This is a genomic window from Pseudomonas azotoformans, assembly GCF_001579805.1.
Classification (GTDB): Bacteria; Pseudomonadota; Gammaproteobacteria; order Pseudomonadales; family Pseudomonadaceae; genus Aquipseudomonas; species Aquipseudomonas azotoformans_A.
The window spans coordinates 2097286-2110212 of record NZ_CP014546.1 but is presented as its reverse complement, the minus strand read 5'-3'; the positions used below and the strand labels follow the sequence as shown (position 1 = coordinate 2110212).

10 protein-coding genes are annotated in these 12927 nt (G+C 61.7%); 5 read left to right on the top strand and 5 right to left on the bottom strand.

The window, feature by feature from the left end; all coding sequences use genetic code 11:
* Positions 1–102: 102 nt before the first annotated feature.
* On the top strand, positions 103–1134 hold the full coding sequence (gene rsgA, locus AYR47_RS09745) for a small ribosomal subunit biogenesis GTPase RsgA (protein ID WP_033898469.1): 1032 nt from the start codon (positions 103–105) through the stop codon (positions 1132–1134).
* A gap of 164 nt (positions 1135–1298) precedes the next feature.
* Here the strand turns inward: rsgA and motB are convergent, their stop codons facing one another.
* Positions 1299–2318 carry a flagellar motor protein MotB gene (gene motB / locus AYR47_RS09740; RefSeq protein ID WP_033898472.1) on the bottom strand — a complete coding sequence of 340 codons (1020 nt, stop codon included), beginning with the start codon at positions 2316–2318 and terminating at the stop codon, positions 1299–1301.
* A gap of 3 nt (positions 2319–2321) precedes the next feature.
* Entirely contained in the window at positions 2322–3173 is an 852-nt protein-coding gene (gene motA / locus AYR47_RS09735) for a flagellar motor stator protein MotA (RefSeq protein ID WP_016976894.1), read from the bottom strand.
* 166 nt (positions 3174–3339) lie between these two features.
* Here motA and AYR47_RS09730 point away from each other — a divergent pair, with 166 nt between their 5' ends.
* From AYR47_RS09730 to asd, 3 genes are read left to right on the top strand one after another with little or no spacing between them, the layout of a single operon-like run.
* Complete coding sequence (locus AYR47_RS09730) at positions 3340–4875, top strand: HDOD domain-containing protein (protein WP_061435083.1); 1536 nt, start codon at positions 3340–3342, stop codon at positions 4873–4875.
* A gap of 57 nt (positions 4876–4932) precedes the next feature.
* A complete protein-coding gene (locus AYR47_RS09725) occupies positions 4933–5748 on the top strand; it encodes a rhodanese-like domain-containing protein (protein ID WP_061435082.1) in 816 nt (271 codons plus the stop codon).
* 15 nt (positions 5749–5763) lie between these two features.
* On the top strand, positions 5764–6624 hold the full coding sequence (gene asd, locus AYR47_RS09720) for an archaetidylserine decarboxylase (protein ID WP_033898477.1): 861 nt from the start codon (positions 5764–5766) through the stop codon (positions 6622–6624).
* Positions 6625–6673: 49 nt separating this feature from the next.
* Here asd and serB read toward each other — a convergent pair whose 3' ends face one another.
* The gene (gene serB, locus AYR47_RS09715; protein WP_028615502.1) at positions 6674–7888 is read right to left on the bottom strand and encodes a phosphoserine phosphatase SerB; all 1215 of its coding nucleotides are present in this window, start codon (positions 7886–7888) and stop codon (positions 6674–6676) included.
* 133 nt (positions 7889–8021) lie between these two features.
* Between serB and AYR47_RS09710 the strand changes: the two genes are divergently transcribed.
* On the top strand, positions 8022–9524 hold the full coding sequence (locus tag AYR47_RS09710; protein WP_033898478.1) for an AhpA/YtjB family protein: 1503 nt from the start codon (positions 8022–8024) through the stop codon (positions 9522–9524).
* A 186-nt stretch (positions 9525–9710) separates the two neighbouring features.
* Here AYR47_RS09710 and AYR47_RS09705 read toward each other — a convergent pair whose 3' ends face one another.
* Together AYR47_RS09705 and parC are read right to left on the bottom strand one after the other, a co-directional pair.
* The gene (locus tag AYR47_RS09705) at positions 9711–10421 is read right to left on the bottom strand and encodes a PqiC family protein (RefSeq protein WP_033897860.1); all 711 of its coding nucleotides are present in this window, start codon (positions 10419–10421) and stop codon (positions 9711–9713) included.
* 176 nt (positions 10422–10597) lie between these two features.
* Positions 10598–12862 (bottom strand): DNA topoisomerase IV subunit A, encoded by a 2265-nt coding sequence (parC, locus tag AYR47_RS09700; protein WP_061435081.1) that lies wholly within the window; start codon positions 12860–12862, stop codon positions 10598–10600.
* Between the last annotated feature and the right edge of the window lie 65 nt (positions 12863–12927).

Sequence of the window (12927 nt, the reverse complement as noted above, 5' to 3'; positions counted from 1 at the left end):
ATTCTCTTGGCACCTTGGCGTAGCTGCGCAGTTTAGCAGGCGGGGGCGTGCTAGACTCGCGACCGTTTTACCCAACCTTTGCATTATCGACACGGAACACCCATGGCCAAACGCCAGCTCAACCGTCGCCAAAACTGGCGCATCGAAAAGATTCAAGGTGAACGCGCCGCTCGCGCCGCCAAACGTGAATCCTCCGCCGTGGAAGCGCTTGAAGGCGGCGACCTGGGCCCTGAACAAACGGGCCTGGTGATCGCGCACTTTGGTGTGCAGGTCGAAGTCGAGGCGCTCGAAGGCGAACTCGCAGGCCAAGTGTTCCGTTGCCACTTGCGCGCCAACCTGCCTGCGCTGGTGACCGGCGACCAAGTGGTCTGGCGTGCCGGCAACCAAGGCATCGGCGTGATTGTCGCCCAGTTGCCACGCACCACCGAACTGCGCCGCCCGGACAGCCGTGGCCAGCTCAAGCCGGTGGCGGCCAACGTCGACATGATCGTCATCGTGTTCGCGCCACTGCCCGAGCCCCATGCCAACCTGATCGACCGCTACCTGGTCGCCGCCGAGCACGCTGGCATCCGCCCACTGTTGCTGTTGAACAAATTCGACCTGATCGACGAGCAGAACGCCCCGGCACTGAATGCCCTGTTGGCGGTGTACCGCACGCTCGGCTACCCGGTGCTGGAAGTCTCGGCGCATCACGGCAATGGCATGGAACAGCTGCAACAGCAGTTGGACGGGCGCATCAGCGTGTTTGTCGGCCAGTCGGGCGTGGGTAAATCCTCGCTGGTCAACAGCCTGCTGCCGGAAGTCGAAACCCGCGTGGGCCCACTGTCGGAACTGTCCGGCCAGGGTACTCACACCACCACCACCGCGCGGTTGTTCCACTTCCCCGGCGGCGGTGAGCTGATCGACTCCCCCGGTATCCGCGAATTCGGCCTCGGCCACGTCAGCCGCAGCGATGTGGAAGCAGGCTTCATCGAATTCAACGACCTGATCGGCACCTGCCGCTTCCGCGACTGCAAACACGACCGTGAGCCGGGCTGTGCATTGCTCAAGGCGCTGGAGGATGGGCGTGTGCAGCAGCAGCGGATGAACAGCTATCGGTCGATTATTGCGAGTTTGCCGGAGAGCAGTTACTGAGCCTTGTGGCGAGGGAGCTTGCTCCCGCTGGGGTGCGCAGCGCCCCTAAAAAGTTGGGGACTGCTGCGCAGTCCAGCGGGAGCAAGCTCCCTCGCCACAGAAAGCTCACCCCACAGATAGAAACAACAAGGCCGCGATCATCGCGGCCTTTTTGTTTGTGAAGCTTACGAACCGGTACCCGGCACCGTAGGATCCTTCACCCCACCATCGTCAAACAAGTTCAGCTTCTGACGCAGTTCATGCGCCGGCAACGGCTCCTGTCCTGGTGGAATCGCGTTCGGATCGGCCGGCACCTCTCCCGGCGCGCCTGCGCCTGGGGTAGGTTGCGGCGTCGGCGGTTGATCACCCTCAATCGCACGCTGAGCCTTTTTGGTCAGCACCACGATATCGATCCGGCGGTTGACCGGGTTGAACGGGTCTTGATGATCAAACAGCTGCGACGAAGCAAACCCCACCACGCGCGCCACTTGCGGGTCCGGATAACTGCCGGCAACCAGCGCGCGGCGCGCGGCGTTGGCGCGGTTGGCCGAGAGTTCCCAGTTGCCGAAATCACCCTGGCCCGCGTATGGCTTGGCGTCGGTGTGGCCGCTGATGCTGATCTTGTTCGGCACCGCCTTGATGGTGTCGGCCATGGCCAGCAGGATGTCTTCAAAGTACGGCTTCAGGCGCGCACTGCCGGAGTCGAACATCGGCCGGTTGGCGGCGTCGGTGATCTGGATGCGCAAGCCTTCCGGCGTGATTTCAAAAGAAATCTGGTCCTTGAATTTCAGCAGTTGCGGGTTTTCTTCGACCTTGGTCTGCAGCTCTTGCAGCAGCAGCTCAAGGCGCTCCTGCTCGACCTGCTCAGCCATGGACTCGACGGTGTCGCGCTCGATCGGGATTTTCTCCTGGGGCGACTCGGTCTTGATTTCCGGGTTGATGGTGCGCTCAGGCGCCAATTGCGGCGAGCCACCCAGGTCGATCACGAAGGGCGTGCCGCTTTCCGAGAAACCAATCGGGTCTTTGAAGTAGCCAGCGATGGCGATCTTCTGTTCGGGCGTGGCGGTGGACATCAGCCACAGCACCAGGAAGAACGCCATCATCGCCGTCGCAAAGTCGGCGAAGGCGATTTTCCAGGCGCCGCCATGGTGCCCCGCAGCGAAGCGCTTGACGCGCTTGATGATTATCGGCTGGTTGTTTTCCATGGCTTAACGACCGCGAACCGCTTGTTCCAGCTCGGCGAAGCTTGGGCGATGCTTCGGGTACAGCACCTTGCGGCCAAACTCCACCGCCAGGGACGGCGGCATGCCGGAAGCCGAAGCGACCAGGCTGGCCTTGATCGATTCGTACAGGTTGATTTCTTCCTTGGCGTCATGGGCCAGGGAGGTCGCAAGCGGACCGAAGAAGCCGTAGGCCGCGAGAATACCGAAGAACGTACCCACCAGTGCCGCACCCACGTGCATGCCGATGGCGGCCTGGTCGCCCTCGCCCAGGGACGCCATGGTCACCACGATACCGAGTACCGCCGCGACGATACCAAAACCCGGCATACCGTCAGCGATGCCGGTCACGGCGTGGGAAGGATGCTCCAACTCTTCTTTAAGGCTGAACAACTCCATGTCGAACAGGCCTTCCAGCTCATGGGGGGCCATGTTGCCGGAGGACATGATGCGCAGGTAGTCGCAGATGTAGGCGGTCATGCGCTCATCTTTGAGCACAGCCGGGTACTTGGCGAAAATCGGGCTGGCGGCGGCGTCTTCGATGTCGGCCTCGATGGCCATCATGCCTTCGCGGCGGCTCTTGTTGAGGATCTCGTAGACCAGCCCCAGCACTTCCAGATAGAACGTGTGAGTGAAGCGCGAACCGAACATCCCCAGCGACTTCTTGACCACGTGCATAGTCATGTAGCCGGGGTTGGCCTGCAAGAATGCGCCGAACGCCGCACCACCGATGATCAGCACTTCAAAGGGCTGGATCAACGCCGCAATTTTACCGTGGGACAGGACGTAGCCACCGAGCACACTTGCGATGACGACGATGATGCCGATAATTTTAGCCATAGGGGATGAGTACTTGCGCCGTCGGGTTCATGGACATATTGGGTGTAGCAGAAAACTCTTGTTCTACTTATCGGCAAAACTGCGCCAGACTATAGCCCGTTAAGGCGAAAAGCCAGTTCGGCCCGCTCCGGGCGTGTAGACCGCAAGTGATGATCGCGCCCCTATCATGGCTAATGAAACGACAGTCCCAAGTGCAAAACCCAACTCTCTCGCCGCTTGGATCAAGCGCCTGGACGATGTGCTGCTGCCTGTGCCCCAGGCCAGTCACGACCGGGTGTGCAAAGGCATCCGCGACAGCCGCAGTTCATTGCGAGATATTGCCGAGCTGATGCAAAGCAGCCCGGCGCTTGTGCTCAGCGTGATGCGCGAGGCCAACAGCCATACCCATGGCAGCTTGGCGGAACCGGCGGAAAACCTCGAAGTGGCGCTCAACCGCCTGGGCCTCAAGCGCGCCGAAGAACTGCTGGCGCGCCTGCCGTCGGTGCCGGCCAATGAGATCCCCGTGGCGTTGCGCCAACTGCTGTTGGTCAGCCAGCACGCATCGCAACAAGCCAACGGTTTGTTCGGCAGCCGCCTGGCGCGACTGTGGCAGGACATTCACTGGGGCAGCCTGCTGTTTCTGTCGCCGCTGTGGCCGATGGCGGTCGCCTACCCCAAGCTCCTGGAAGAATGGGAACTGCGGGTGATCCACAAAGGCCAATCGGCGCGCGAGGTTGAGCAGGCACTGTTCGGCGTGCGCCTGCTGGACCTGTGCGTCGGCCTGACCGAAGCCTGGCACCTGCCGATCTGGGTGTCCCAGGGCTATAAGCTGCTGATGAGCGAGCAGCGCTTGCTGGTCAAGGCGCTGCACATCGCCCGCGAAGACGACCCACTGCGCCACCAGCAATTGCTCGACGCCGAACCCAACCTGCGCCGCTGGTTGAACCAACCGGCCAATACCGTGCTGCTGGCCAACGGCCTGGCGATGTCGGCCCAGGAATCCTGGACCTGCCCGCACACCGAACGCTGGCAACTCCTCACAGCGCTGTACCTGCAACAGCCCCTGGGCGAGGTGCAGCAGCAGGTCCACCAGCAGGCCGTCACCAGCGCCCGCACCACCTTGATGCCTGACCTCTGGCACCCGGCGCTGTCGCTGATCTGGCCGTGGCATGTACAAAAGATTCATCGCGGCCTGCTTCCAGCGCCACCGCCCACCGCTGAGGCCCTGGCCGTGTGGCGCAAGCGCTGCACCGAACTGCTGGTGGAACCGAGCCGCTTTGCCAACGCCATGCACCTGACCACCTGCGCCAAGGAGGCCCTGGTGGCCAGTGGCATGCAGCGGGTCATGCTGTTGATGGCTGACCGCGCCATGAGCACCTTGCGTGTGCACCAGGTCGATGGCCTGCCGAAGGATGCGGCCAATTTGAGCCTGGATGTGGTCAACAGCACGCTCTTGCAGCGCTTGCTGGAAAAATCCGCGCAGGTACGCCTCAACCCTGAAAACCATGCGCAGTTCTCGGCCTTGCTGCCGCCGATCCTGCGTCGCCTGTTCACCGGCGAACACCTGTTGCTGCGCTCGCTGAGCTGTAATGGCAAGGTGGTTATGCTGATGGTGGCCGACCAGGGCGGCGGGCCGTTCTCGGAAACCACCGTGCAGGCCTTCGGCAAAACCGCCCAATGCATCGAGAAAGCCCTGCACTGCTTTACCAACCGCAGCGCCTGATGCTTGCGCTACAATCGCCGTCTTTTATCGCCAACATTTGTGCCCAGGAGACCTCACATGCCTGACTTCTCTGGCTTGCCGCTGGTGATCGAATCCAGCGACCTGCTTGGTCGCCTCGATACCGAACACCTGATACTGGTGGACCTCACCAGTGCCGCCCGCTACGCCGAAGGGCATATCCCCGGCGCGCATTTCGTTGACCCAAAGCGCACCCAACTGGGGCAGCCCCCGGCGCCCGGCCTGCTGCCCAACAAGGCTGATCTTGAGAAGCTGTTCGGCGAACTGGGCCACACCCCGGACGCCACCTACGTGGTCTACGACGACGAAGGCGGCGGCTGGGCCGGACGATTCATCTGGATGCTCGACGTGATCGGCCACCAGAAGTACCACTACCTGGACGGCGGCCTGCTGGCCTGGCTGGAAGACAAGCACCCGGTATCCACCGACGTGCCCGCCCCCGTCGGCGGCCCGGTCAGCCTCACGTTGCACGATGGCCCCACCGCCACCCGCGAATACCTGCAAAGCCGCCTGGGTGCCGCCGACCTGGGCATCTGGGATGCACGCGGTCCGCTGGAGTATTCCGGCGAGAAGGTCCTCGCCGCCAAAGGCGGGCACATCCCCGGCGCGGTGAACTTCGAATGGACTGCCGGCATGGACAAGGCGCGCAACCTGCGTATCCGCCGCGACATGCCGCAGATCCTCGAAGACCTCGGGTTGACCAAAGACAAAGAAATCATCACCCACTGCCAGACTCACCACCGTTCTGGCTTCACCTACCTGGTGGCCAAGGCGCTCGGTTATCCGCGAGTCAAAGGTTATGCCGGTTCCTGGGGCGAATGGGGCAACCACCCCGACACCCCCGTCGAGATTTAAGGTTTAAGGACAGTTATGAAAAAGCAGTTGTTTATCCTCAGCCAGTACTTGCTGCCGCACCACTTGCTATCGCGTCTGGCCGGTTGCATTGCCGAGTGCCGCGTGCGCTGGTTCAAGAATGCCTTCACCAGCTGGTTCGCCAAGCGTTATCAAGTGGACATGTCCCAGGCCCTGGTTGAAGACGTGACCGCCTACGAGCACTTCAACGCCTTCTTCACCCGCGCCCTGAAAGATGGCGCCCGCCCACTGGATCAAACCCCAGGCGCGGTGTTGAGCCCCGCCGATGGTGCGGTCAGCCAGTTGGGCCCAATCGAGCATGGCCGGGTGTTCCAGGCCAAAGGTCACAGCTTCAGCGTGCTGGAATTGCTGGGCGGCGACTCGGCCGTAGCGGCGCCGTTCATGGGCGGCGATTTCGCCACCATCTACCTGTCGCCGAAGGACTACCACCGCGTACACATGCCGCTGGCCGGCACGCTGCGCGAGATGGTCTACATCCCGGGCCGCATCTTCTCGGTCAACCAGACTACCGCTGAAAACGTACCTGAGCTGTTCGCGCGCAACGAACGCGTTGCCTGCATCTTCGACACCGAACGCGGCCCGATGGCCGTGGTATTGGTGGGTGCGATGATTGTGGCGTCGATTGAAACCGTGTGGGCTGGGCTGGTAACGCCGCCGAAGCGCGAGCTGAAAACCTTCCGCTATGACGAAGCTGCGCGCGCACCGGTTCATCTGGAGAAAGGTGCGGAGCTGGGTCGCTTCAAGCTGGGTTCGACCGCGATTGTGCTGTTTGGGCCGGATCAGGTGAAGTGGGCTGAAGAGCTGGCCGCTGGCACTCCGGTACAGATGGGCCAAGGCATCGGTCTTCCGAAAGCCTGATTGAAGGTGGGAGCCTGGCCTGGCTCCCACATTTACCAGTTAGAGCGAGTTACAGCTGACCGTCGCGATCACGGAAGCCCAGCAGATACAACACGCCATCCAAGCCCAACGTCGAAATCGCCTGCTTGGCCGATTGCTTCACCAGCGGCTTGGCACGGAAGGCCACACCCAACCCCGCAATCGCCAGCATCGGCAAGTCATTCGCACCGTCGCCGACCGCAATGGTCTGCTCCAGACGCAAACCTTCCTTGTGCGCCAATTCCTTGAGCAGGTCCGCCTTGCGCTGAGCGTCGACAATCGGCTCGACCGCCACGCCGGTCACCTTGCCATCCACCACTTCCAGCTCGTTGGCGAACACGTAGTCGATGCCCAGCTTGGCCTGCAATTGCTTGGCGAAGTAGGTGAAGCCGCCGGACAGGATGGCGGTCTTGTAGCCCAGGCGCTTGAGTTCAGCGAACAGGGTTTCGGCGCCCTCGGTCAGGCGCAGGGAGGCGCCGATGGAGTCCAGCACGCTCACGTCCAGGCCTTTAAGCAGCGCAAGGCGCTCCTTGAAGCTGGCGCGGAAGTCCAGTTCACCGGCCATGGCGCGTTCGGTGATTTCGGAAACCTGCTCGCCCACGCCGGCCGCTTTGGCCAATTCGTCGATGACTTCGGCTTCGATCAGCGTGGAGTCCATGTCGAACACCGCCAGACGGCGGTTGCGGCGGAACAGCGAGTCTTCCTGGAAGGCGATGTCGACGTTCAGCTCTTGGGCCACGCTGAGGAATTCGGCGCGCAGGGCCTGAGGGTCGGCCGGTTCACCGCGCACGGAGAACTCGATGCAGCCCTTGCCCTTGTCGGCCGGGGTATCCAGCGGCATACGACCCGACAGACGGTCGATATGGTCGATATTAAGACCGTACTGCGCGGTAATGGAGCTGACGCGTTGCAATTGTTCCGCGGTGACCTTGCGGGTCAGCAGCGTCACGATATGGCGTTTCTTGCCCTGGCCGGCCACCCATTGCTGGTAGTCCTCTTCGGACACCGGGGTGAAGCGCACCTGTTGATCCAGCTTGTAAGCCGTAAACAGGATGTCCTTGAGTACCGAAGACGCCTGTTCAGTGCTCGGAATCTCGACCAGGATGCCGAACGACAAGGTGTCGTGGATCACCGCCTGGCCGATGTCGAGAATGTTCACACCACCCTGGGCCAGAACGCCGGTAATGGCTGCGGTCAGACCTGGGCGGTCTTCCCCCGTGATGTTAATCAGGACAATTTCGCGCAAGGCGCACCCCCAGGCTGGAAAAAAACCGCATTCTACCCACTTTCAGTGACCATCGGGCACAGCCAGCGCTTTGCCGGTTCTAGGGCTGTCGCTATACTGCGCGTCAACTTCACGGACCAAGAGCCGAGCGCAAGTGAACCGGCCCACGCCAGTAAAAACCGATAATTTCTTCCTGCTGATCTTCCGGGCACTGCGCCACCGCCGTGTACCGATCGCATTACGCATCGCCAGCCATAACGTGATCCTGGTCGCCCTGGCCCTGGTGATCTACGCCTGCGTGATGGGTTTGCAGTTCAAACAGGCCATGCACGAGCAAGCCGACGCCCTGGGCGAGAGCTTGACCACCCAGACCGCCACCTCGGCGACTGAGCTGCTGGTGTCCAACGACATCCTCAGCCTCAACGTGCTGCTCAACAACCTGACCAAGAACCCGCTGGTGGCCCACGCCGCCATCTACAGCGTGGACAACCGGATCATGGCCGAAGCCGGGCAGCGCCCGAAAAACGGCCTGCTGGGTGAAGCCGAAGGCCTGTACCAGAGCAACATTACGTTTCAGGATGTGAAGGCCGGCCAACTGCGCATCAGCCTGGACATGCAGCAATTCCAGCAGCCGATGACCATCAGCCTGCAAAGCATGGGCATCTTGAGCGCAATTCTGCTGGCCTTGGCGTTGGCCTTGAGCCTGCGCCTGGGCCGGCACATCTCCACGCCGCTGATGCAGTTGCGCATCTGGCTGCGCGATATCGACGAGCACACCCCGGCCACTGACCGCCAGGATGAAATCGGCGACCTCGCCCGCCAGCTGCACGCCAGTTTCGCCCCGGAACCGGTGGTGCGCGAAGTGGAGCCAGAGCCTGAGTTCGACGAAACCGACTACGACGACGAGCCTGAGTTTGAAGTGCAGGACGCACCGGTAGCGGGCCTGAAGCCTGCCACCCGCCAGGCGTTCAAAGCCGAAGAAGACGAACTGGACGACGAAGACCCCTTCGCCGACCTGCGCGACACCTCGGCCAGCGCACCGGCCGTCGCACCAAAACCCACCCCGGTGAAGAATACCGAACCTCAGTTCAGCGCTGTACTGGCGGTGCAACTGGGCGCTCAGGACCAACTGCGTCGCCTGCCCCGCGCACGCCTGACCGAGCTGCTGGAGCGCTACCGCGACTGCCTCGACCAGGCCGCGTCGCTGTACCAGAGCGAACTGCACACCCTGAACGATGGCAGTACCTTGATGCTGTTCCACAGTGAAGACAGCGGCGAAGACTACCTGACCAACGCCATCTGCTGCGGCGAGTTGCTGCGCGCCCTGGGCCATGCCCTGCAGATCGAAGTGGCCGACAGTGGCATCACGCTGCAACTGCAGTTGGGCCTGACGGTGAGCGATGACCTGTTTGGCATGACCCAGATCGACCTGCTGCTCACCGAGAGCGCCCAGGACGCCCTGGCGCTGTCGCAACACAGTCGCAACCTGTTGCTGGTGGAGCGCAAGATCAGCGAAGACACGCTGATCCGCCAACGCGCACGAATCCGCCCGATTGCCAGCCCCGAGGGTGCCAGCTGTGTGGAGCGGTTGATGGAACCGTATCCGTCGATGCTGGAGCGGCAGTTGGCGCGGATGCACGAGACCCGCAAGCCCTGAGCAACAGAGTGGGCTTGTGTGGGAGCGGGCTTGCTCGCGAATGCGGATTGTCAGTCGGATACATTGGTGACTGAGCCACCGCTTTCGCGAGCAAGCCCGCTCCCACAGTTGATCTTCAGTGCTACCAAAATCGCACAAAAAAAGGCCCGCTGAATCAGCGGGCCTTTTTTGTATCTGCGATTCAGATCAGAACCTGAACACTTCCATATCCGTACGAATCGGCGTTGCCATCGGCATCTTCGGCTTCTGCGGTTCTGCCGGCTTAGCCTGTACCGGGGCGCTTTGCTTGCGCGGCGCTTCGGCAATCGGCGGCTGGTTGGCCAATGGCTTGAGGGCCACCGACAACTGCTGTGCCAGATGCTGCAACAACACGCCCTGAGCCTGGACCTGAGACGCGGTGGTACCGGTGTGTTGTTCCTGCAGGTGCACAATGCGGTTATCGCGGACCTGGCCACGACGATCGATCAAGCGCCATTGCGCATCGAGGATCGCCGGTTGCGACGTACCGGAGTCAAGACGGGTGATGGTCAGCAACACCTGCACATCCGGGGTAAAACCAGTCGGCGCGGGCGCCAGCACCACACGCTGGCTGTCCAGTTGACCCGCCACCTGGCGCAACATCAATTGGTTGATGTCGGAGGACAAACTACCCGCCCAACGGCCATCGGTTGAACCTTGCAGGCTGCCGTCGTTCTGACGTTGCAGCAGTGTTTCGCGTTGCAGGTAGTCGGCAACGACCACCGGGCCCAGCAAGACAGCCATGCCGGCGGTCTGTGCAGGTTGAGCCGGACTTCCGCTGTCCAGCTGGTACAGCGACACCGGCTGGTGTGTGCTGCAACCCGCCAACCCCAAAAGGCCAGCGAGCACAAAAAATAAAGGAAGGCGTGGAGCAGTCATCATCCCATCCAGGTGGCTGCCACAAGGCGAACCACAATGTAATACTAAAAATAACCTAAACACGCTCGGCCACGCCGGCGCTGGAAAGGCCATATCATCCGTGAATATGCGCCATGACTCCAGCGCCAAAGCGTCGATCTACGGGTTAAATCGTAGATCGAGGGCTCTAATCCGCCTTAAACCGGTGTTTCCACCAACAAAGCATCCACTCGCTGGAAGCCACGTGGCAATTTGTTACCACGCCGGCCACGTTCTCCCTTGTAGTGCTCAAGGTCGTCAGGACGCAACGACAGGGTACGTTTACCGGCCTGAAGCACCAACGTCGCGCCTTCCGGGATCACTGCGATGTCGGTCACGTACTCTTCGCGACTGGTCACCCGCTCGCCGGGAATACCAATGATCTTGTTGCCCTTGCCTTTGCCCAACTGCGGCAGGTCGCTGATCTTGAACACCAGCAAACGCCCCTCAGTGGTCACCGACGCCAGCCAGTTGCTCTCGCGGTCGTCCACCGGACGAGGCAGGATCACCTTGGCGTTGTTCGGCAGGCTCAGCAAAGCCTTGCCCGCCTTGTTCTTCGCCTGCAGGTCTTCACCTTTCACCACAAACCCGTAGCCCGCGTCGGAGGCGATCACGTACAGCGCATCGTCGTCCGGCAGCAGCACGCACTCGAAATTCGCCCCGGGCGGCGGTGTAAGGCGCCCGGTCAACGGCTCGCCCTGCCCCCTTGCGGATGGCAAGGTGTGGGCCGGCACCGAATAACTGCGCCCCGTGGAGTCGATAAACACCGCAAACTGGTTGGAACGCCCGGCGGCGGCGGTCTTGAAGCCGTCGCCAGCCTTGTACGACAAACCAGTGGCGTCAATATCATGCCCCTTGGCGGAACGAACCCAACCCTTTTCCGACAGAACGACGGTAATTTTCTCGTTTGGCAGCAGTTCGGTTTCTGTCAGCGCTTTGGCTTCGGCGCGCTGGACGATTGGCGAACGACGGTCATCGCCGTAGGTTTCCGCGTCTTTGATCAGCTCGCTGCGCACCAGCTTCTTCAGCTTGGCTTCGCTGCCCAGCAGCGCTTGCAGCTTGGCTTGTTCCTTGAGCAGCGCATCTTGTTCGTCGCGCAGCTTCATTTCTTCCAGCCGCGCCAACTGACGCAAGCGGGTGTCGAGGATGTAGTCAGCCTGGATCTCGCTCAGCTCGAAACGCGCGATCAGCTCGGCTTTCGGGTGTTCGGCGGTGCGAATGATGTGGATCACTTCATCCAGGTTGAGATAGGCGATCAGCAAGCCGTCCAACAGGTGCAGGCGACGCTCGACCTTATCCAGGCGGAATTGCAGGCGGCGACGCACGGTCTGCACCCGGAACTCCAGCCATTCCACCAGCAAGTTGCGCAGGTTTTTCAGCTGCGGCTTGCCGTCCAGGCCGATGATGTTGACGTTGACCCGGTAGCTGGACTCCAAGTCCGTGCTGGCAAACAGATGTTGCATCAGCACTTCGTGGTCGACCCGGCTGTTGGTCGGGATGATCACGATGCGGCAGGGGTTTTCGTGGTCGGATTCGTCACGCAGGTCGGCAACCTGCGGCAATTTCGACGGCTTGGCCTGCATCAACGCGGCGATCTGCTCCAGCACCTTGGCACCGGACACCTGATGCGGCAGCGCGGTGACGATAATGTCGCCATCTTCGATGTGGTACACGGCGCGCATGCGCACCGAGCCCTTGCCGGTTTCGTACATCTTCAGCAGGTCGGCGCGCGGCGTGATGATTTCCGCTTCGGTCGGGTAGTCCGGGCCCTGGATGTGTTCGCAGAGCTGTTCCACCGTGGCTTTGGGCTCATCCAGCAAGCGCACGCACGCGGTGGCGACTTCGCGCAGGTTATGCGGCGGCACATCGGTGGCCATGCCGACGGCGATGCCGGTGGTGCCATTGAGCAGGATATTCGGCAAACGTGCCGGCAACACCAGCGGTTCATCGAGAGTGCCGTCGAAGTTAGGCCCCCAGTCAGCGGTGCCCTGGCCCAACTCGCTCAGCAGGACTTCCGAGTAACGCGACAGGCGTGCCTCGGTGTAGCGCATCGCAGCGAACGACTTGGGATCATCCGGCGCACCCCAGTTGCCCTGGCCGTCTACCAGCGTGTAGCGATAGCTGAACGGTTGGGCCATCAACACCATGGCTTCGTAGCAGGCGGAATCGCCGTGGGGGTGGAACTTACCGAGCACGTCACCGACGGTACGCGCCGACTTCTTGTGCTTGGAATCGGCGTCCAGGCCCAACTCACTCATGGCGTAGATAATGCGCCGTTGTACAGGCTTCAGGCCGTCGCCGATATGCGGCAAGGCACGGTCCATGATCACGTACATGGAGTAGTTGAGGTAGGCATTTTCGGTGAAGTCAGCCAGCGACCGGCGTTCTACGCCATCTAAGCTGTCTGCGAGGATGTCACTCATGCGGGCCTCATCATGGTCGGGTAAGGTGCTGCGGAACTGCCGCTGCACCGGGTCAATTCAAAAAA